The organism is Pseudomonas sp. NPDC089396 (assembly GCF_044749545.1).
Taxonomy (GTDB): Bacteria; Pseudomonadota; Gammaproteobacteria; order Pseudomonadales; family Pseudomonadaceae; genus Aquipseudomonas.
Genome location: NZ_JBIVIC010000003.1, coordinates 131,565 through 152,287, shown reverse-complemented (window position 1 = coordinate 152,287; position 20,723 = coordinate 131,565). Strand labels below are relative to the sequence as shown.

18 protein-coding genes are annotated in these 20,723 nt (G+C 53.0%); 12 read left to right on the top strand and 6 right to left on the bottom strand.

Annotation, left to right across the window (positions count from 1 at the left end; all coding sequences use genetic code 11):
- Positions 1-164 precede the first annotated feature (164 nt).
- Positions 165-1,532 carry an aromatic acid/H+ symport family MFS transporter gene (locus ACIPZB_RS06695; protein ID WP_336085040.1) on the top strand — a complete coding sequence of 456 codons (1,368 nt, stop codon included), beginning with the start codon at positions 165-167 and terminating at the stop codon, positions 1,530-1,532.
- A gap of 340 nt (positions 1,533-1,872) precedes the next feature.
- Complete coding sequence (locus ACIPZB_RS06690) at positions 1,873-3,219, top strand: OprD family porin (protein ID WP_336085043.1); 1,347 nt, start codon at positions 1,873-1,875, stop codon at positions 3,217-3,219.
- Positions 3,220-3,426: 207 nt separating this feature from the next.
- Here the strand turns inward: ACIPZB_RS06690 and ACIPZB_RS06685 are convergent, their stop codons facing one another.
- On the bottom strand, positions 3,427-4,062 hold the full coding sequence (locus tag ACIPZB_RS06685) for a TetR/AcrR family transcriptional regulator (RefSeq protein WP_400639494.1): 636 nt from the start codon (positions 4,060-4,062) through the stop codon (positions 3,427-3,429).
- A 338-nt stretch (positions 4,063-4,400) separates the two neighbouring features.
- Here ACIPZB_RS06685 and ACIPZB_RS06680 point away from each other — a divergent pair, with 338 nt between their 5' ends.
- The 3 genes from ACIPZB_RS06680 (at position 4,401) to ACIPZB_RS06670 (ending at position 7,527) form a co-directional block, all read left to right on the top strand.
- Entirely contained in the window at positions 4,401-5,168 is a 768-nt protein-coding gene (locus ACIPZB_RS06680) for an enoyl-CoA hydratase/isomerase family protein (protein ID WP_400639493.1), read from the top strand.
- A gap of 1 nt (position 5,169) precedes the next feature.
- The gene (locus ACIPZB_RS06675; protein ID WP_336085048.1) at positions 5,170-5,910 is read left to right on the top strand and encodes an SDR family oxidoreductase; all 741 of its coding nucleotides are present in this window, start codon (positions 5,170-5,172) and stop codon (positions 5,908-5,910) included.
- 255 nt (positions 5,911-6,165) lie between these two features.
- Complete coding sequence (locus tag ACIPZB_RS06670; protein ID WP_400639491.1) at positions 6,166-7,527, top strand: MFS transporter; 1,362 nt, start codon at positions 6,166-6,168, stop codon at positions 7,525-7,527.
- A 130-nt stretch (positions 7,528-7,657) separates the two neighbouring features.
- Here the strand turns inward: ACIPZB_RS06670 and ACIPZB_RS06665 are convergent, their stop codons facing one another.
- Together ACIPZB_RS06665 and ACIPZB_RS06660 are read right to left on the bottom strand one after the other, a co-directional pair.
- Positions 7,658-8,557, bottom strand: coding sequence for a hypothetical protein (locus ACIPZB_RS06665; RefSeq protein ID WP_400639490.1), 900 nt, complete (start codon positions 8,555-8,557; stop codon positions 7,658-7,660).
- A gap of 11 nt (positions 8,558-8,568) precedes the next feature.
- Entirely contained in the window at positions 8,569-10,752 is a 2,184-nt protein-coding gene (locus ACIPZB_RS06660) for an AAA family ATPase (RefSeq protein WP_400639489.1), read from the bottom strand.
- 660 nt (positions 10,753-11,412) lie between these two features.
- On the opposite strand from ACIPZB_RS06660, the gene ACIPZB_RS06655 reads away from it, so the two are divergent.
- Together ACIPZB_RS06655 and ACIPZB_RS06650 are read left to right on the top strand one after the other, a co-directional pair.
- Entirely contained in the window at positions 11,413-11,835 is a 423-nt protein-coding gene (locus ACIPZB_RS06655) for a hypothetical protein (RefSeq protein WP_400639488.1), read from the top strand.
- 417 nt (positions 11,836-12,252) lie between these two features.
- Positions 12,253-12,693, top strand: coding sequence for a nuclear transport factor 2 family protein (locus ACIPZB_RS06650; RefSeq protein WP_400639487.1), 441 nt, complete (start codon positions 12,253-12,255; stop codon positions 12,691-12,693).
- Between the two features lie 593 nt (positions 12,694-13,286).
- On the opposite strand, the gene ACIPZB_RS06645 is transcribed toward ACIPZB_RS06650, so the two are convergent.
- A complete protein-coding gene (locus tag ACIPZB_RS06645; RefSeq protein WP_336085059.1) occupies positions 13,287-13,622 on the bottom strand; it encodes an XRE family transcriptional regulator in 336 nt (111 codons plus the stop codon).
- Between the two features lie 197 nt (positions 13,623-13,819).
- Between ACIPZB_RS06645 and ACIPZB_RS06640 the strand changes: the two genes are divergently transcribed.
- Together ACIPZB_RS06640 and ACIPZB_RS06635 are read left to right on the top strand one after the other, a co-directional pair.
- Positions 13,820-14,068, top strand: a complete 249-nt coding sequence (locus ACIPZB_RS06640; RefSeq protein WP_336085061.1) for a hypothetical protein — start codon at positions 13,820-13,822, stop codon at positions 14,066-14,068.
- Positions 14,069-14,257: 189 nt separating this feature from the next.
- Positions 14,258-15,616 (top strand): DUF4041 domain-containing protein, encoded by a 1,359-nt coding sequence (locus ACIPZB_RS06635; RefSeq protein WP_336085063.1) that lies wholly within the window; start codon positions 14,258-14,260, stop codon positions 15,614-15,616.
- Between the two features lie 409 nt (positions 15,617-16,025).
- Here ACIPZB_RS06635 and ACIPZB_RS06630 read toward each other — a convergent pair whose 3' ends face one another.
- Entirely contained in the window at positions 16,026-16,400 is a 375-nt protein-coding gene (locus ACIPZB_RS06630; RefSeq protein ID WP_336089536.1) for a hypothetical protein, read from the bottom strand.
- A 351-nt stretch (positions 16,401-16,751) separates the two neighbouring features.
- Here ACIPZB_RS06630 and ACIPZB_RS06625 point away from each other — a divergent pair, with 351 nt between their 5' ends.
- The 3 genes from ACIPZB_RS06625 to ACIPZB_RS06615 all read left to right on the top strand — a co-directional run bounded on the left by ACIPZB_RS06625 (position 16,752) and on the right by ACIPZB_RS06615 (position 19,615).
- Positions 16,752-17,990, top strand: a complete 1,239-nt coding sequence (locus ACIPZB_RS06625) for an RES family NAD+ phosphorylase (RefSeq protein ID WP_400639486.1) — start codon at positions 16,752-16,754, stop codon at positions 17,988-17,990.
- 113 nt (positions 17,991-18,103) lie between these two features.
- On the top strand, positions 18,104-18,682 hold the full coding sequence (locus ACIPZB_RS06620) for a DUF6037 family protein (protein ID WP_336089538.1): 579 nt from the start codon (positions 18,104-18,106) through the stop codon (positions 18,680-18,682).
- A gap of 123 nt (positions 18,683-18,805) precedes the next feature.
- The gene (locus ACIPZB_RS06615) at positions 18,806-19,615 is read left to right on the top strand and encodes a hypothetical protein (RefSeq protein ID WP_336089539.1); all 810 of its coding nucleotides are present in this window, start codon (positions 18,806-18,808) and stop codon (positions 19,613-19,615) included.
- Between the two features lie 105 nt (positions 19,616-19,720).
- Here ACIPZB_RS06615 and ACIPZB_RS06610 read toward each other — a convergent pair whose 3' ends face one another.
- Positions 19,721-20,683: a tyrosine-type recombinase/integrase gene (locus tag ACIPZB_RS06610; RefSeq protein ID WP_336089540.1), complete on the bottom strand. Its 963-nt coding sequence runs from the start codon at positions 20,681-20,683 to the stop codon at positions 19,721-19,723.
- Positions 20,684-20,723: the final 40 nt, after the last annotated feature.

Sequence of the window (20,723 nt, the reverse complement as noted above, 5' to 3'; positions counted from 1 at the left end):
CGGTCTGAGTAGTGCGTTCTCGAGGAAATCTATGGATTGAGCAGCAGCCGACCGAGCACCCTGCATTTCAGCTTGTGCTGCCTACGATGCAGGCTAATACCCAACTGTCGTGAAAATAACGACTAATTCTTACGTGGCCTCACAAAAATAATCGGAATGCCATGATGAATAACCAAATTGAAGCCTTTCGTGCTGCTTTAGATCAACGACCGCTTACGCGATATCAGATTCAAACCCTCGTGCTTTTGGTTCTATTGCTTATCTGTGATGGATACGACGCTCAGCTTTTGGGATTTGTTGTCCCGACCCTCGCGCAAGAGTGGGAAACACCAAAAGCTGCATTCGGTGTTGTATTTACTTGCAACCTACTTGGACTTACCGTCGGCTCGCTATTGCTAACCCCTTTAGCAGATCGCTTCGGCATCAGGAAAACACTGCTCAGCTGCGTACTCCTGTTCTCTGGGCTAACGCTTCTGTCCGCATGGGCTAACGACATCTACACTCTTGCGGCCATCCGTTTTCTTTGCGGGATAGGAATGGGTGGTGCTATGCCAAGCGCTATGGCCTTGATGGCGGACTATTCGCCTCCCAGAATGAAAACGTTCTTCGTGACAATGGCTGCCGCAGGTTTCGCATTTGGCGGGGCTGTGGGGGGCTTTATCGCTGCAAGCATCATGCAAGTCTACGGCTGGCACAGCATCTTCATCGTTGGTGGTGTCGCTCCCTTGCTTTTGATGCCTCTGCTTTATCTGTGGCTGCCTGAATCCTTGTCCAGGCTGTTCCGCGCTAAACACATGAGCGCTGCACTGGCCGCCATGCTGCATAAATATCTGCCCCAATGGACTCCGCCAGCTCCTATCTCGGAGGACGGCAAGCCACAGAAAGTCACGATTGTTGATCTTTTCCGTTATGGCTACCTGAAGCCCACTATTTTCATCTGGGGTTCCTGCATTGCTAGCTTCACTGTTCTCTACTTTACCGTCAGTTGGTTGCCGACTCTCCTGAGAGATACAGGGTTCTCATCCAGCGCCGCAAGCCTTACCACCTCTGCCTTCCTGGCATCAGGGACTCTCGGAGCTGTCACGCTTTCGTACCTAGCAGATAAGGTTAAGAGTAAAGTCTGGTTAGTGGGTAAAGTCATGGTGGTTTGCGGTATAGCTACGGCTTCCGTAGGCCTGGAGCATGGGAACGCTACTTTCACTGTTCTTGCCGTAATGGTGGCCGGGTTCTGCCTGATCGGCGGATCGCTCACACTGAATGGTGTTATCAGTAACTTCTATCCTCCACACATTCGTGCTACCGGAGTGGGTTGGGCGCTGGGCGTGGGTCGGTTGGGCGCTATCGCAGGCCCCCTCGTCGGAGCGACGCTGATAGCCATCCACATTCCCTTCGTCGGCATCATGTTCCTTGCGGCAATTCCCGCAGTTCTTTCGGGTATTTTCGCTATAAATATTGCACACCCCAATGCAGTGCCATCAGATAATTCTGAGGAAGCTTTAGGCTATCAAGTGCCTAAGACCTCAAAGAACTAGATGGCACATCATCAGTGACGGCTTGAGTCGGCGCTCGGAAGCCCCGCGGTTGCTACCAGCGCTGCGGGCATGCTGCAGTATGGAAATAGCTAGCGACCCTATTGCGCGGCACACGGAAAATTAGTCTGGGAAATGATCTCGATAGAGCTACCTGTCGGTTTCTTTCGCATAGCATATCAACAACATGCAATTGCTGATCACGATCGAACATTGAGATTTCAATGCTGGTTGTCGTTACTTGTTGCAGCAGCCAATACAAGGTTAGTTCTATTTCCTGATACTTAATTCCCGCTCAACACCTTGCTCTCCTTACTACAAAAACAATAGCTGGAAGAAAAAGATGACCACCAAAAAAGTAACTTGCGTTGCATTGCTTTCTGTCCTTTTTTGTGAGGCCCAAGCTGACGAAAGCCATTCACCATCATTTATTGATGATAGCAAGCTAACCATCACGTCTCGTAACTTTTACTTCAATCGAGACTTTCGTCACGGAATGAGCAATGGCGGAGGAACTAATGCCTCCAAGAGCGTAGGGGATCGCAACGGCTACGCTGAAGAATGGGCGCAAGGCTTCATGGCCAATTTTTCGTCTGGGTTTACGCCTGGCACTGTAGGCTTAGGTTTCGATGCGTATAGCTTCTTGGGCATAAAACTCGACAGTGGTGGCGGCAGAGCGGGTGTTCGCCTGACACAACTTGATAGTGATGGTGAGCCACGAGATCACTTTAGCAAGTCAGGCGGCGCTGTAAAATTGCGGTACGGCGGCGGGCTGTTGCAATATGGCAACCTATTCCCAAGCGTACCCGTATTGTCGGTGAACACAGTGAGGCTTTTCCCGAGCTCTGCAACTGGTGGTATGCTCGGATGGGACATCGATAAATTGCATCTCGATGCCGCGCATTTCAATGGCCAAGGTGGCGTGGACTCGTCGAATAATGACGACGATTTCACGACTGACTACGGCTTACCAATTGCGATCAAGTCCGTTAGCTATGTTGGCGCAAAATACAGTTTTGGAAATGCATTGAAGGCATCCATCTACGCGTCTGAGGCAAAGGACACATGGAAGCAGTACTATGCCAACGGTAATTACACCCATGCCATTGATGCCGGCCAGTCCATTACTTTTGATGCAAACGTATACCGCACAGTTGATACAGGTAAAAAGCTCGCAAGCGTAATTGATAACACTACCTATTCCCTGTCGATGGCCTATAAGTACAAAGCACACACGTTCACGTTGGCATATCAGAAAGTTGACAGCGATGAGCCTATGGATTGGCTTGGTTTTGGTACGGCACCTGGTGTAGTTTCACTCGCAAATGCGATCCAGTTCTCGACCTTTACTGAGCCGAACGAGCGATCTTTCCAGCTTCGCTATGACATAGATATGGCAGCTTTTGGAGTTCCAGGGCTTTCATTCATGACGCGCTATGCGAGAGGGGATGATGTCAGCAATCATGGGAGTGACAACACGTTCTATACCCGTCGGTACGTGTATCCTGAAGGGGATGACGTACGCCATTGGGAACGTGATATTGAGGCTCGGTACGTCGTGCAATCTGGCCCAGCCAAAGATTTGTCCATTCGGGTCAGACAGGCTACTCATCGAGGTTCGACCGGCTATCGATATGCCGACAACAACGAAGTTCGCGTGATTGTAGACTACCCGATATCTATCTTCTAACGGCTGCGGCAGGGATGCCGCTGCTCGGCTTCTCAGGACTGACTCCATTTTGAAGTGACAGGAAGGCGATTGGGAATCTCAGCATGCCCGTCCCGCTGTAGAAGTGAGCCCTTCAATAGCCTAACTGCTACTTGGGCACGATGAAGCACTTTGACATGATCCTAGAGCCACGGGCTCATGGTTGGCTTCAATTGTTATGCTCCTTGTTCAGTCGATACGAGCCATCTGCTGCCCACCAACCATGCAAGGAGTGCGGCAATCAAGGCCTTGCACGAGAGCATCGACAACTCCACAGAGCAATGCTCCTGCCTCTTCTTCCACCAGCCACGCCTCGTCGTAAAGATGACTCTTAAGAACAGCAAGGATACTGCCGGTGATCTGGTTGAGCCTGGGATGGTTTACCTCCATCCCGCACCGCGCGCTGATGGCTAAGCCAAGCAGCACTCGGTATCGCTGGTGTAGTTGCTCGATCTCTGCACGTTGAAGATCTGTCAGGCGACCCACTTCACGGAAGGCGAGGCCTAGAGCAAGGCGATCTTGCTGCACGTGCGACATGAAAATACGCACCAGAACGGCAAGTCGTTGGTCTGGAGTCCGCTGGGTCATGTCTGCGGTTGAACTCGCATGGACTAGGCGTGACAGCGCCTCATCTGTGATATCAGCCAAGAGGGACTGCTTGCTCTCAATGTGGTAGTACAGGGATCCCGAGCTGATTCCGGAAAGTTGCGCGATCTGCCTCAACGACACCGCTTCATATCCCTGTGCGTGAAACAGCTGAGCCGCCACCGTCATTATTCGCCGAGCTCGGTCACCCTGATGGTGCGTAACGGAAGTATCAATCATGGTTTTCCCCCAGACCCGTTTAGCCTGCAACCGCAAGTCATGTGCCAAGCTGGCTGGGGCTACGAAATCTGTCGATGCTGGGCATATCAAGGCCAAGGGAAGTCGCTCCATTGTCCCCTGAGGCTACAGCAGGTTAGTGCTACGTGTAGTCAGCGCGGACACGAAGCAGACGTGAAACTTGGAACGGGGACGGTGCAGACGAGGCAGGACGGGTTCATGAGAGGATGGCACGACGCTTGCGATGACATACGAGCCTGTCTGACCTTCAACAGGCTAGAGCAATACGCATAGGCCTTCCACTGGAGGGGGCTTCAACAAAATCAGTACGAGAGACATCGATGACTCTAGCACTCACTCGAGAAGGACTGTACGCCCGCCTGACTCTAGACCGTCCTGAAGCATTAAATGCCCTTAGCTTTTCAATCCTTGCCCAAATCGGCGAGGCATTGGATGAGGCCGCCACGTGGGACATTCGAGCCCTGATCATTACGGGCGCTGGTGACAAAGCATTTTGCGCCGGCGCGGACATCAAAGAGCTTCAAGGCCGTACGCTTGGAGACCAACGTAAAGGTCTCGAGTTGGGACAAAGCGTCTTCGCACGCCTGGATAAATTTCCCGTGCCTTCGATTGCCGCGATTAATGGCTACACATTCGGAGGCGGGCTTGAGCTGGCCCTAGCCTGCACGTTCAGGATTGCGTCAATCAAAGCTCGACTGGGCTTACCAGAAGTAAAACTGGGTCTCATCCCTGGGTACGGCGGGACACAGCGTCTCCCCAGGCTTGTAGGTGAGGCTAGAGCGATGGAGCTCATCATTACCGGACGAACCGTGGAGGCGAGCGAGGCACTAGCGATTGGTCTCGTGAATCGAGTTGTTGAGGAGGACGTTGTGCAGGCAGCAACGGCATTTGCTGACCTGTTCAGTGGTTACAGCAAAGCGGCAACATCATTCGCGCGGGAGGCAGTCCAACGCGCCCTGAGTTCCACGCTTCAGGACGGACTGCGAGTCGAGGCAGACCTCGCCACGCTGACATTCCAAACCTCGGATGCCAACGAAGGAATGGCTGCATTCGTAGAAAAACGCCCACCACAATTCAAGGATTTCTGAGATGAATGGGAAGAATATTTTCCTGACGGGAGCGAGCCGCGGAATCGGGGCTGTGCTGGCTCTGGAACTCGCTAGTTCTGGCAACACGGTAGGGTGTTTTTCACGTAAAGGTATGGGCCCGGAGTCCGTCGCGATTCCCAACGATTTAAGAGATCGTTTGGTCTTCTTGAAAGGTGACGTGACAGATCCATCCTCAATTGCGGCAGCCCTGGAAAGCTTCAGCGCCAAGGTAGGGTCGATCCACGGGCTGATTAACAACGCTGGTATCCAGCTCGAAGCACCATCTGCGCGACAGGCACTGAGCGAGTTTAGCGAAGTCGTACAGACCAACGTGATCGGAACGTTCTCCGCCTGCCAGCAGGCCTACCCGTACCTAGAGGGTCACGGCGGCCTCATCATTAACGTGGGTTCCTTCTTTGACAAGATGGGTGTTCGTCGCAATGCGGCTTACTCTGCATCAAAGGCAGCGATCGCAGCTATGGGACGCTGCCTTGCGGTCGAGTGGGCGGCTAAGGGAATACGTGTGATAACGGTGGCGCCGGGTTACATAGAGACCGACCTGAATAAGGAATTTCTTCAGTCGGAAAAGGTGAAGAATTTCCTAGCTTCTCGCATTCCCGTCGGTGGGCCTGGAAAAGCCAAAGACGTAGCGGCTCTCATCACAATGCTCTTCCGGGAACAGATGGACTACTTCACCGGTGAGACCATCTACCTTGACGGCGGTCAGGGCGTCGCCCTTTAGTTTCGTACCCTCTCAAGATGGCGGCCACGAGGCCGCCTTTTTTGTGTCTGTGCTCATGGATTGAAGTGTCTTCCGAAAATACAAAATTAACAGCCGAGTTGGCTGATCCTTTGAAAAATCGTTGGTAAACATGGAGTTACACAGCGCCACAAGGATGGTACGCCTCTTGCAAAACTCCTTGGGCCTGATCCAGCACTGCTGGAAGGCCAGGACGGTTCACAAACACAATAAAAAACCTCCACTGGAGATGCGCCCATGAGTCGCCCAAGTGACAAACCGCACCGCTCCCCAATCGTGAAAGTGGCAACCGCCAGCTTCATCGGGACGCTGATTGAATACTTCGACTTCTTCCTGTTCGGTACCGCCGCGGCGCTGATCTTCAACAAGGTATTTTTCCCGACTCTCGATCCTTTGCTGGGCACGCTGGCAGCGTTCGGCGCTTTCGGTGCTGCCTTTATAGCTCGACCAGTGGGCGGGATAATCTTCGGTCATTTCGGCGACCGCTTAGGACGTAAGACGATGCTTGTACTGAGCTTGCTCATGATGGGACTCTCCACCCTGTCCGTGGGATTGATGCCAACCTATGAACAAGTTGGCCTCTGGGCGCCCGTACTGCTATTGCTGGCTCGACTGGTTCAAGGTGTTGCGATTGGTGGAGAGTGGAGCGGGGCGGTTCTTATGGCTGTTGAACATTCGCCGCCACGCCAGCGCGCGTTTTACGGCAGCTGGCCTCAATGTGGTATCCCGGCAGGCCTGGTGCTAGCCACCGCATCATTCTACTTCGTGCAGCTCCTTCCCGAAGCTGAGATGATGAGCTGGGGCTGGCGCATCCCATTCATCGCAAGTGCACTGCTCGTAGCACTTGGCCTTTACATCCGGCTGAAGATCTCCGAAACCCCCGAGTTCGCCGCTGTGAAGCGGGAAGGTCGGGAGGTGCGCTTCCCGGTGGCCCAGGTGTTGTCGAAAGCCTGGCGGTCTGTACTCATCACGATGTTTTCAATGGCGGCGCCGAACATCATTTTCTACATCGCGACGGTGTTCATCCTGAAGTACGGGTCGACCACCGTTGGGCTTTCCCGCTCGACGGTTCTGGGCGCAGTGTGCCTGGCATCTTTTGTTCAGATTTTCACCATTCCGGTCTTCGCTATCTTGGCGGATCGCTACGGTCGTCGCCCAATTTTGATGACGGGCTGCGCGATGATGATTTTATTGGCCTACCCGATCTTCTGGCTCGTGGATTCTGCAGAGACGCTTAACGTCTATTTTGCGCTGATGCTCTGCCTGCCGCTGCTGCACGCTGCCACATACGGCCCACTCGCCAGCTTCGTAACTGAGCAATTCGACACACATCTTCGATACTCGGGTTCCGCCCTCGGTTACCACAGCGGCAGCATGATCCATAGCGGGCCTGTTCCATTCCTGGCTGCAGCCTTAGTCGCATGGGCAGGAGCATCGTGGCCTCTGGCGGTCTATGTAATCCTGGGAGGCGTTATGACCTTCGTGGCGGTAGCGGCAGCACGAGAAACCGCTCCCCATTTGATAGCCGCTACCGCTAAGGGGAATGAGCCTGTGGACAATCAAAATGATCGCCTTATGGGATCTCGTGCAGCTCGCTGACCCTTAATCATGAAATAGGCAGTCGACCGACTCCACGTTGGTCGACTGATCTATCCTCTCGAGTCAGAGCCCGATGCATATGAGCTCTGAAGCGAGAGGGGCGAGGCTTTGATTCCTGGTGTGAAGACAATCAAACTGCCTCCGGCACCAACAATGATTTCAGGTGTACCTCAAATGAGTCTACGTACGCCTTAACCATGCTTGAGTAGGGCATGTTAGGCGCTTGCATCCTGCGCATTTCACGAACTCGTTTGAGCGCTCGCTCCAAAGATTTCGGTGATCCACCTAACGCCATGTCCTCTTCAAGCTCTTCTATCGTTCTGCTGGCTTGGTACCTTAATTCGTTGAGGATCCTTGTGCGACTTTGAACCAGTTTCAGACGGTTCAACGCAAACACACTGATGCTAGCAAGAGCTCGAGTACAAACCCAAGGATCATCGGTATTAGCTAGAACGACGCTGTATGACCCTACATCAGACCATTTAAAAAAAGGTTCTGGATCTTCGGCGGTTGGATCAATCAAATGCGGCCGTTCGGTCGTTAGGGGGAAACCATACGTAGCCCGAACACCGTCGATCGGAAATTGGTTCGCCTTTCCATATGACAATTTGGCCTGCGTGGATCGTAGGGCTAAAAATTGCTCCTCAGTCATAAACTCTGTGACTAAATGCTGGCGTCTACTTTGGTTGCAAGGAGTGCAAGAAGGGAGCAAATTTTCCCAGGTGTGGGCTAACCACCAATAACCAGGATGCCCAGGGTCACCTGTGACACCGCCCTTAGGTCTGAAATGCTCAACATCCATATCATCTCCAACCTCGTCTTCACAGTATGCGCATTTGTCGTGAAATAGAATGCGAAGGGCGGCGGTGACATCAAATCCTTTGTAGTGGTTAAATGTATACGCGGCTGGACGAGGCTCCGCAGCTGCGTTGAAAGTTCGATAGTACGCCGCAGCGCCCAGCTTCTCGTCTCTGACAGATGCACTGGGTGTTGTCAATGAAGGCGGTGCGGCGACCGAACTGCGATCCACGTACCTCATAGTCAGTTATCACCCTCACTCAGGGCTTTTAAGACAGCCTCTACCGCTTCAGCGCGCAATTGCGGTCTTAGCATTCCCCGTTGAGATTCTCGGTGCTCGAGATATTGAGTCAAGGCCTCTTGAACAATTTGTTCTGTTGGCGAGTCACCGATAGCCAAGCGGCTCACAAGCTCGGTCGTAGCCAATGCAGGAGCGAATGTCGAGTCTCCTCGCCCAGTTGTTCTAGCTACATCGCCCGCTAAGTTGGCCAAGCGGATTTCGGTTGAAGGGTCAGTTGTGCTTGCCAGCCCAAAATAGTCCGAGGTTAGCAATTGCTCTGCAGTCATACCTTGAACACTTGGCAGACCAGCTAGAGAGTGGATGCGTCCCGCTCGATCTCTTTGAAGCACCATCACTTCACCGTCGTCCATCCCACGTAAACAGAGCGGGTCGTGAGTGGTGACAATAAACTGTACTTTAGGAAATACGTTCCTGAGTGAGGTCATAACCTGCATTTTCCATCGAGGATGCAGATGAGTTTCCAACTCATCAATGAGGACTAAGGCTTGCGCCTCCTCTAGGTTCTCAAAGTCATCAATCAGTTCGCGGATAATATCGACCGTCATGACAAACACAGATCGATAACCTTCACTGAGCGCGTCAATTGGGGTCACTCGCCCGTTAGCTCTGACTGCGAGATAATCTGGTTCTACAATCAGCTCGTCATCGTCACCTAGCGCAAGGACAACTCTCAAGGCTGACGCAATGCTGTCAAATCTATAGCCTGTTTGGGCTCGCAACCAATCACCCGGATACGGAATTGTTGCTAATGGGTTGAACAGAGTTACAACACGAGCAGCCGCCCCGTACCCCCGATTTCGCTTGTCCGTATCAAAAAAACGGCGAGGCCCATAGGCAAGCACTTTAAGAGCAGGATATGGCGAGCCTTCTGGAGCTTCTAGCGAACGATTGTAGACAAAAGCAGCACTGCGATCACTCAGATGAAAACTTATATCCGCTGAAACTTCTCGATCATCTAACTGATCGAAACGGCTCAGTGCCGTACTGTGCACCAGTGCAGGTAGATGTTTTTTTAGTTTTTTGGCTTCATTCGCTCCAATTGCCGCCAATGCAATTGCCGTAAGAATGCTGGACTTTCCAGTTGAATTCTCCCCCAAGATCATGAGCGCCGGAGTACCAGATCTATGAGACCTGCGCTTAGGCAGAGTAAACGATAGATTTTCAATGGCTTTGAAATTGGAGATGGTTATATTTGAAATTTCTCCAGCGGTGTAATGCCATTCTCGTCCAGGTATATGGTCAATTGAAGGAAGAGAACCCTCCCAATAGAATTCAGGTAGATTTTCTTCACGCTCGATTTCTTCAATCGACGCTTTTAATCTTCTATGCTCATCATTACTAGCCGCTTCGTATGCTTCTACAAAACGTCGGATGAATGCGTCACCGCGGCCAAGAGATGAGCGCCCTAACGGTCTCCATGCCCCAACTAATCTGCGAAGGATACTTCGCAGGAAGCCTGAATGTGGAGCATATGCATGAAGCATGGACTGAAAGTCCATGTCAGCCCTGTATTGTAGCGCTCTAAAAAAATCTTGAACTGTTTTAAGCCTAGCGTAGACCAATTGAGAACGATCGAGCCCAAACGTCTGTATGGTCTCGTAGCCTTTGTGAGTCAGCGGGTGAACATCTCCGTTGAGCCTAAAAAATAGATGTTTTTCTGGGTCGTCAGTTGTAGGATCTATGAGCAGCGCACGCTCATGCTTTACAGTATCTTGATAGCTTGACAAAAAATTTGCAGGACTGCCTTCAATTGGGAACTTATTACCTTTCCTGAGGGCGCATTCATCGCAGGAGTAAAACAAATTTCTCCACTCAAACGCCAACCAGAGATAATACTCCCGGTATTCTTTGCTGAATCCTTCGACATAGCGTAGCGGGCGCATATGCAAGGTGCGTCCGGACTCAATTAACTCAACCTCGCAGAATGCACACTTATCCTTGAACGTGTGAGCTAGGGCTCTAACAAAGTCTCTGTCAAAAAACATATCCTCATTGACCCCATCACGACGCTGCCTGCGGTCACCTTCATCTCTTCGAAGAAAATCTAAAATTCGTCTTCGCTCTTCCATTACAGTCGAGGTATTGAGAAAATTCGGCACCTTTGCTGGCCGTTGGATCCGTAACATATTATTGTACTCGATGCGATTGGATGAAAACCACGAAAGAGAGGGGCGTCCTTTGCGGCTTCCGTTTCTAAAGGTCTTGACACGGAAGGCGCCTGCGGAACTACCTTGGTAATTAGAATATTAAGGTCGTTGACATGTTGGGTTTCCTTCCCAGATTGCTTGTCCATGTTTCTTGCACGCCCATTATGTAGATCGATGGCGGCCTAATGATATCATGTCTTATCAATTTCAAGGGATGTCATTGCTTGCTGAGGTGTATGGGAAGTAGACACGATTAGTGTCGGACGTTGGAGAGATGTCATCACGGCAGAGGTGCTTGATTGAAAGCGGCCGTGTGGCGCGTCAGCACATGGGCTTCCTCCGTCACAACCCCTCAAACCTAAGGCCCACAAAATCGGCTAATCAGTTACCAATGGCATGAGCTTGAGGTGGGCAGCCGTCCCTGCGCTGTGGTTACGGAACGTCGCATTCCATGTTTCAGGGGGGGAAATTGAAAACCCCGTCTGCGCGACGAATATTGTAGAAGAGCGGCACTGTGGCCATAGCTCAGCGATGTCACACTCGAATTTAGAGGTCATGTTTCGGTTAGGCGAGCGAGCCTTATGCCGTTACGATCGGTAGAGTGCGAGCATAGGGCTCGCCTGAACGTAAGGAATACGCATGTTCGGCTCATTATACGATCCCCGATTTCCCATCCCTGAAATGAAAACTGCCGAGAAATACATCAAGCAGCTGAGTTGGGTGGGTAGCAATCTATTGGCGCTGTGCTGGCTGCTGGCGACAGTCAACGTAAGCACCTCGGTGCTTTTGGGTACCGGAGTATGTGCTGGTCTTTACCTCGCCTATGTGGGGACAGACTACCGCCGGGCCTTCCCGCGCATCAGGGCGTCAATCACAAATGGTGGGCTACTACGGCTTTTTCTCAAGGCCTGGCCGGCTTTTGTAGCTATCGTGATCATCTCTGGTCTTGCCGTAGAAGCGTTTACGTGGCAGCAATTGGGCCAAATCAAGACCCAGATTCTGGGGTTGGCGGCGATTCACTACGGATCCTGGATACTGGGGCAATTTTTAACGATTGATTAGGCGTTTCGTCGTTCGCCAGGCAGTGAGTGACTCTTTTAGATCAGTCACTGCCAGGCGTTTGGTACAGCACTGGCGCTGACCCAACGAGACGACGTATCGCAAAATCGTGGATGGTGCCCAACGAGGTGCCGCAGGTACATGTGCCCAGTGTGTAATGACTTCTTTTCGGGTGACGGCCGAAGCTGTTACGTCATGCGACCATTGCCAGGGCGCTTAGCCTTCCAGTCGCGAACCGCCTCGATTTCAGCCTGTGGTTCCTAAGTGACTGGAATCCAATGCCGGTTATCATTTGATTTTTCCTCACTAAAGTAAGCAGCTCTAGGGTGAGGGATGCGTGGCATTAGCTTCGATCCGACGAAATGACGACATCTGTCGTGTCTCGCGCCCGTATTGGCTCAGTGTTACAGAGGAATACCAATGAGCAGTAGCATTCAAGACGTCGTTGATCGTGAAGAGATCCGTAATCTCCGTACCTTGTACGCTCACCACCTGGACAGCAATAACATCCAAGCGCTCGACCAGGTTTTCGCGGCTGATGCGGTGGTGGAGGTGACCGTTGGAAAAATGGAAGGGATTGAGTCAATACGAGTCGGCCTGGAGAACGCGTTCAAGAAATTTGATAGAGACCAAACAGGCCGCTATCCGTTCATGCATGCCATCGTCAACCACTCGATTATCCTGACGGGGCCAGATACCGCAGAAGGGCGCTGCTATCTCATCGATTTCGAAACTGCGTCCAAGCCTGATCCTAACCCACTATTCCTGCTTGGCCTGTATACGGATCAGTATCAGCGTATCGACGGCCGCTGGCGCATCTCGCGTAGCAAGCTGGAGGTGGTTTGGCCCAAGCGCGCCTAGCCCACTGCTTGATGGCCTTCAAATCAGAGGATCATCGAATCTCACGGTTTCGTTGATCCCTGAGTCTCCGGCTCAACAGATTGAGGCGAGGACGAGGAGGGCAGCTACCTTTGCCAACTCGTTAGCTCAACGTCCGTCGAAAGCTTCGAATGAAAAAAATTTCAACCACCCCCCTTGAAATTTTTTTTGCGCGACGGAGTATATATTTTGTAATCAAAGAAAAGCGCCACTCTCCTAGAATTCCCATGCCCTAGCAGACGCTGCTCCTGCCATTTCTGTCGTTGCGATTCCTGTTGCAGCCTAGATTTTTCTAGCTACATATTCAGCAGGGAGCTTGCCCTGCTTTTTGTCATCTGATTCAACGGTTCGGGGCATATTAGTAAGTGTCGCTTCCTTCGGCCGTTAGGACGGCTAGCTTCTCTTTTGTACTCAAAATTTGAGCTACCCCAAATTTTTTTGAGCTGACTCGACGATCTCATCGCTAGCGAAACCCGGGCCCTGGCTCTATTGAGGTCATGCCACTCCCTGGGCGACACGCACAAAATGCTTCCTGTGATTCAGGATTCTGGTGAGCACATCTGTGTTAGCCGTGCCTACGAAGCCAGCGGTATGCGCGATTCACGGGCAGCCTGTTCCAAGCCCGGCATATCTCCATCGCGTTCCAATCTCTCAATTTCTGAGCGGAGGTCGCCGATGAGTTCCGCTGCAGATTTACCAGACTCCTGGCTCAGGGTAAGAGTCAGCAACGTCAATGAACTCAGTTCAAGCCGGTGGCTCACCTGCTCGAGCTTGTCCAGCGTTAGGCTTGATCGGGCGCCTTCCAATTTGGAAAGGAAAGTCCGGCTAGTATCTCCGAAGTCGCGCTGCGAGATTTTTCGCCTGGTGCGAAGCGTCCGAAGGACGATGGCGAATGATGACTTCAGTGACATGTGCAATTCCTCCATATGTTCTCGTCCTCAGTTGCTCCACGTGAGGTCACGGCCTGGCTCAGTCTGAATGTCCCTCTGTTCAGGACAGGAAGGAGGCGTGACGAGCATTCCCCTCCGTCGAAGTACTGTTGATGCATACAGTGTATCTCGCTAAACTCAGAAGGAGAACATTTGTACTCCACGCGGTGACGAGCGCCATGAAGAATCCACACGAGACCCAGGACGACTGCTTCGCGTTTTTCTCGCGAGAGGAGCTGCTCGAGCAGCAGTGCCTTCTGCTTGAGAGTGAGCTGCTTGTGATGGGCGAGGAGTTAAGTGCCTCCCGCGAAAAAATTGCCACCTTGGTTCTGATGTGGACGGGCATCAAGAATGAGCTACTGCAAGCGGAGGTGGAGTTGAGTGAGGCAAGGCAGCAGCTTGATATGAGCACCACTGGTCACTCATAACCCTCGGCACCCTAGCTGTCTTCATGATGGCTTTATGATTCCACTCCGGTTACGCTCATTCTCAGCAGGGAAGAGGTGCATTGAGCTAGTGCCGTGTGGGCTTTGCACGGCAAATCATCGTAGGGCGTTCCGATACCTACCTCGTGCTTCTCTGGTCTATGCATTCGACTCAAAACGAGGAAGGAACCCATGTCATTTAGCGACTATCTGAAAGGCCCAGCTCACCGACAGCGTGCGGAAGTTCTCGAGGCACAGCTTGCCGAGCTCCAGGTACAGCATTCGCAGCTGCAAGAGCTCGTTACGAAAATCGGCGCCATGGACGTAGTGAATATCCAGAAGCTGATTGAGCAAGAGCAGGCGAAGCTGGCAGGTGTACGCGAAGAGACCCGACGCTCAGAGAGGGAGTTGGCTGCACTCGCACAGCGCTCCACTGACCTGCAGGGGCAGATACTCGTCTGGGAAGAAACGTTGCTCTTGGAAAGCTTTGCCCTGTATGAGCCCAAGTTCAAGCTGACTTCCAGCCAGGAGTACAAGGAGCGACTGGATCACGTCCGTGATCGTCAGAAAGTCCTGATCAAGAATGGGCAGGCGGCCACCGGCAACATGAACTGGACGGTGAACAACAGCCAAGCCCAAGGTCGAAAGCTGGTCAACGACATGATCAAGCTGGTGATTCGCTCGTTCAACAACGAAGCTGATGCCTGCGTGGCCAATGTGAAATTCGACAACGTTGAGCTCGGCGAGAAGCGAATCCTCAAGTCGTATGAGGCATGTAATCGACTAGGCAAGATCATGAGCGTGGAGATTTCTGGGATCTATCTCGACCTTAAGCTCGATGAGCTGCACCTTGCCCATGAGTTCCAGATCAAGAAGCAAGAGGAAAAGGAAGAGGCCAAACGCGCCCGTGAAGAGCTTCGAGAGCAGCAGAAGCTCGAGCAGGAAATTCGCGCGGCCCGGGAGAAAATCGCGAAGGAGCGGAAGCACTTCACCACCGCTATGCGTGATCTCCAGGCCCGCCTTGAGCAAGTGCAATCTGATGAGGAGCGTTCAGCGCTGCTGGTGAAACTGGCCGAGGTTGAGGCAGGTCGCGCCGAGCTTGAGAGCGAAGAGAAGCTCATTGATTACCGTGAGCAGAATGCCAAAGCCGGGTACGTCTACGTGATCTCTAACCTGGGGGCTTTCGGAGAGGGCATCTACAAGATTGGCATGACTCGCCGCCTTGAGCCTATGGATCGAGTTGATGAGCTCGGCGACGCCTCGGTACCGTTCTGGTTCGACGTGCATGCGATGGTGTTCTCGAACAACGCTCCTGCATTGGAAGCGAAGCTCCACGAGCATTTTGCAGCTGGTCGGCTCAACAAGGTCAATGGGCGGAAAGAGTTCTTCCGAGCCGAGATTGCTGAGATCGAGAAGGTCATTCGAGAAAATTACGATGCTGTCGTCGAGGTCATGCATGAGGCGCCGGCGGAGCAGTATCGCGAAAGCTTGCGCATGGCATTGCCCAAGCCGGTGATCCAGCAATCAGAGCGCATGGCTGCGCAAAGCTAGTTCGTGACCAAAGGCGTGTGAAGCGTAACGACACAGGGACGGTACACCGTGATCTACCAATGCAACCACTGTCATCGCTCAACCTTTGAAACCTTTTGCTCTCAATCTGCCGCTACACGGTGGGCAGCGCCTGGTACATCACCTCAAAGAGGCACGGCGAGCCGTGAAGAGCGCGAAGGCCTCGGATGATGCAAGCAGCTTCAAGCTGCTCGATTGCAAGTAGGTGCAGTTGAAGTGGCTTTAGTGGAGAGGCGCCCGGTATGGTGGAGCGATGGTTACCCGGGCTACAACCGCCACAGCCAACCAATACGCCTTACGCTGACAATCCCCACTAGGTGCGCGATGAACCGATGGGGTCTGCATCAGGGCTAATCATTCTCAGAGGCTGCGCCTTTTCCGAGAGCGGCACTTAGGCTGCTGGAGAGACTAAGCCGAGCTCAGTCAGCGCCCTCAGTCCTTCAGTCTCTACAACCCTGGCGATATCCGAAGGTGCCCATGTGGATATCTCTTTCCTGAGAATTTCGCTCGAGCGAAAAGGCATTGTCGACATCGCATCGAGCATTCCAACTCTCGAGTTTTGATAGCGATCGATGTCGTCTAGCTGCAGAAAATAGCAGTCGGCGTGCTCGGAGAAGATCAGCTTAGCTGATGCACGGAGGCGCAGGTGCTCGCGCAGCAACTCTAGGGCAAAGCCCGAACCCCGTACTGCATCAACAGCGACAATCAGGCGATTCGGGCACAAGGGCAGGTCATGCGGAGCTGCTTCTTTAGGTAGTTCACTCATGACTCATGCTCGCCTCGACCATTCACATTCACCTGATTCATGATTGCCCATGTCCTTTCCATATTTCTCTGTCTACAAAATGAGCAATCTTGTGATCTTTCCCGGCTTGCAGGGTACATGGGATGCCGCTACATCGCCTATCCCCAAAGGGGGCTTAGGGGGACGATGGGAAGACGTGGCGTCTCCGCGCACGGTTGTCCACCTCAAGCCCCCCTCGGCACCATGCCCAAAAGCTGCGGCATCAGCTTCCCCAGGTTTGGTACCGAGCGCTTTTTCGGCGATCATGGCCAGCATCTGAAGAGGCTGGCATCCCGTTGTCGCGACGGGGCATATGGACAAGAGAGGAACCGCGTGGCGTCGAATACTTATGGGGAACAGGTCTGCTACAAGTGTGTTCAGGATGCCTATCTAGCCGGCAAGATCAAGCGTACCGGGAAGCCCGCCGTCTGCCACCTCTGCAGCGGCACTCGAAAATGCATACCGTTGTCCACCGTCGTTTCCCTCGTCGAGGGCATCCTTGATAGCTACGTCATAGAGGGCGAGTATCATCGTAGATGGGCTGATTGGGGCGATAGTCAGGAGGGTGACAGCCTTGACACTTGGGTTAGCGCGATCTTTGGCTGCGACAATGTTGAGCCGATCGTGGAAGCCGTATGTAATGGTCTAGACGGCTACCATATGGACACCAACTACTCCAAGCGAGCTTATAGACTGGATGACATCGGACTCCAGTGGTTCGAGTTCCAGGAGGGGATGAAGCATGGGCAACGATTCTTCAACGATCGCGCCAAGACGTTCTTAGATTGGATTTTCAAAGGTCTGGACAAGTACTCAGCCTCTTCCGACGAACATGCTGTGGTGCGGTTGCTTACACCTCAAGAGTCACCAACCATCTACCGTGCTCGCACCTGTATGACGTCTGAGGAGGTTGGTGGGATCACAGCCAATCCTGCGCGAAATCTAGGGGTTCCTCCGAAAGAGAGAGCCGGAGACGGGAGGATGAACCCAGCTGGCGTTCCGGCATTCTACGGGGCATTTGAACGTAAAACGTGCATCGCTGAATTGCGCCCCCCTGTTGGCGGAACTGTTGTCAGCGGTGAATTCAGGCTGAAGAGGATGGTGAGGGTGCTGGATTTCGGACGCTTCGAGAAGGCAGATCTTGGCCCAGTCCCGAGCTTCTTTGATCCGAAGCATCACGCCAAGACCGGACGCCGGGAGTTCCTTAAGTATCTGCACAATGAGATCACTGTGCCGGTGCTGCCTGGCGCTGAACGTGATTATCTTGTCACCCAGGTGATAGCTGAATACTTGGCAACCTGCTGCAAGCCAAGAATTGATGGAGTGATCTTCAAGTCGGTGCAACAGAGTGCGGGAAGTAACATCGTCCTGTTCTCGCATGTAGCCTGCGCCCCTACGGCTTCCTGGGGACGATTACAGGAGAGCTACGGCATCAAAGGAGTAGAGGAGCCCGGCATCGAATATGTCCGCAACACTTTGGTGTATCACGCGATTCGTGAGGTCAGATACCAGGTGGATGATGAGCCTTTGCCGGAAGGGAAGCCGTCCTTCATCTTGGAGACCGATTTCTGACCGGCAACCGTCATCCAGAGGTGAGGACATGTCGAGCGAGAATGCCTGCAACTACTTGTCCATCTCGTCACGCCTCTCCATCATCATGGGCTCTTGATCAAGGAGCTCATCACATGGAAATGACATCACTTAAACTGCTTCACCGCAGCATGATCTCGATCGGCAGTGATATGCAGCAGTTTCTGGTGAAAACAGGAGCAGCGAGTTTCGATTGCCTGTTCTCGACGCGGGACACGCCCTTCGTGCTTACGCTTACCGCCAGAGGGAAGGCCCGGGGCTTCTTCCGTTTCGATGTCCTTGCAGGCTATCGGATTCGAGATTATCTAGGTGATATGTACGGCGATCTCTTAGAGGTTCTCAAGGAGGACGGTGGTAGCGGCCAGCGTCTGATTCCCAAGGAGTTTCTGGCCCAACTGAACGATGCCATTCCCACCCGAGCCACGGAAAGGGCCCATCCCACCCCTTCGGATATCGTGCGCTTGCGACCTGATATCGTCGAGGATAGAGAAAAGCCTTACTTCAATTGCTGGTCATATTGGACGCAAGGTCAGAAACCCAGCGCTGAGAATCAACACAAGACCTTGCTTCTTTTGGGCCCTGATGCCTTACGCCACAGCCTGGAGCGGAGCGCCTCATCACGCTGGAGCGCTACCGACACTGGCGGCTCATGGACTAAAGATATCTCAAAATAACCAGTCGAACTGGTATTCACTGGGCACGTACCTATTGGTGATTGAAAGAATTTCCAATAGGTACCGAGCGCTTTCGCTGGAATCGATAGCCTAGGTGCACTTTCTACAAACAGGTGAACCCGAATGTCCTACACATCCACTGAGGCTGTCGAACACTGCGAAACCCTTCTTCGCGGGATGATGGAAGACCTCCAGGCCAAAAGCATTTGGCCTAATGTCCAGACCATCATCCATAGCATGCTCAAGCGTCGTATCGAGCTGGTTGAGGTGTATGAAGAGGTGTTTACCTCGCTGGCCACAAAGCCACGAGCGCTTTATGTCTTCTGGGATGCTTTCGTCCATGCCGCTGACGGCTGGAATCCTGCGAAGAATCGTGCAGCCCGGCAGGCGCGTGAAGAACTGATAGGAGTCAATGCGCGGATCAGTGAGCTCGCCGATCAACTGGCTACGCTGCTGGAGCGGCGTGATGAGCTTCATAACTACTCAGGCTTCGGCTCCAACACTCATCACCATATCTTGGATATCGTGCACGAAGCGTCGGTGCACAATTACCTCTACGAGAGCTATGTGAAGGAAGACCTGGAGCGCATTCATTACCAGTACGATTTCAAATACTGGCCACCTTTGTGCGATGTGATCAGTGCTATTGGTAGCGATGCAGATGTGGCAGAGGTGACTGCCAACGATCCGGCTACCGAAGCCGCCACAGCGAGCAGGAAGTCGGGCCGCTCAGATTTTGTGAGAGCTTTTCTGGCTCGTATCGATGACAACCGGGTGCGGGAGTGTGGGTTTATACCTAACAGCTTCGCGCTCTCTGACAGCAGCCTGGCGTCGCTTGTGAACTGTGGACTTGATTTGGCTGTGGACGAGCTGGTGGATGCTGATTTCATCAAGCGGTTTCGGCAGCGTCAGCGGCAAGCGAAACAGGCCTGATGGAAGTCCAACCTCATCCGTACAGCATGGGATTTATGAGAAGCGGAGCAGCGCTGGAACGGTCAAGGTATGGGCAGCACTTCACGGTATGGCGAGCTTTACTGCTCATCCCTCCAGCTTCCTGATGAGTCCACCAAACTGCTGAGCCGGCTCCACATAGCGAAGTGCTGATTTCATGTCGCTCCATCCCACGTACTCCATGAGCGTCTTGATGTCCCATCCTGAGCTTGCTGCCCACGTAGCAAACCCGCGTCGGATCGAGTGAGCACTGTAGATCTGGGAGGGTAGGCCACAGCGCTCAAGTGTGTCGCGAAGCAGAGGTATCAGGCTATGGGCTGCAAGCGGTCTCTCGCTGATGTTGCCCCAGCGATCAATACCTCTGAACACACTTCCGCGGGTAAGGCCAGCAGCCTCGATCCAGTTCAGATAAGCCTCGACCGGGCAAAGCTTGCTCAGCGATGGGGTTTTGTACTCGCGCCCGATGTTCTGCCGATCTCCCTTGCTAGACCCCAGGTAAAATCTAATCCCGACGTAGCGCTCAACATGCGTGTTTTCGATCGTTAGCCTGGCAAGTTCATCCCCGCGGAAACCTCTCCAGAACCCGACGGTAAGCAGGGCTGTGTCGCGGCTCGCCCTGAGGAGAGCGGCCATGTTGCCGGTGGCTCTTGCCTGAGCAGCCTCATCCTCAAGATGCGCGACTGCCTTCTCAAGATGTAGCAACGCTAGCGGGGCGGCTTGCTTTTGCTGAACGGGGTGAAGCGCCCTGATGCCTTTGAGCAACTGCCTGACCTTCGGTGCCTTGGTCGGATCTGGGAACCCGTTGCTCTGATGCCAGCTGGCGAGAGCAGCCAGACGCTGCTTAAGGGTACTGAGCGCCAGCTGGTCAGCGTATTCAGCGATGTACCTCACAACTGACTCGGTGGTGGTGGGCAGATAGCCGCCCCATGTCACCTCAAAGTGGGAGAGAGCAGCTGCATAGCTCTTCGAGGTGTTCTCTCGAACGCTCGCCTCCAAGTACTTATCTGCCTTGCTGGCCCGCTCAACCACGTAATCCTCCAATTCCAGCACTCGGTGGCTCTGTTTTGCCGTTTGTATCGGCTTTCGGCTC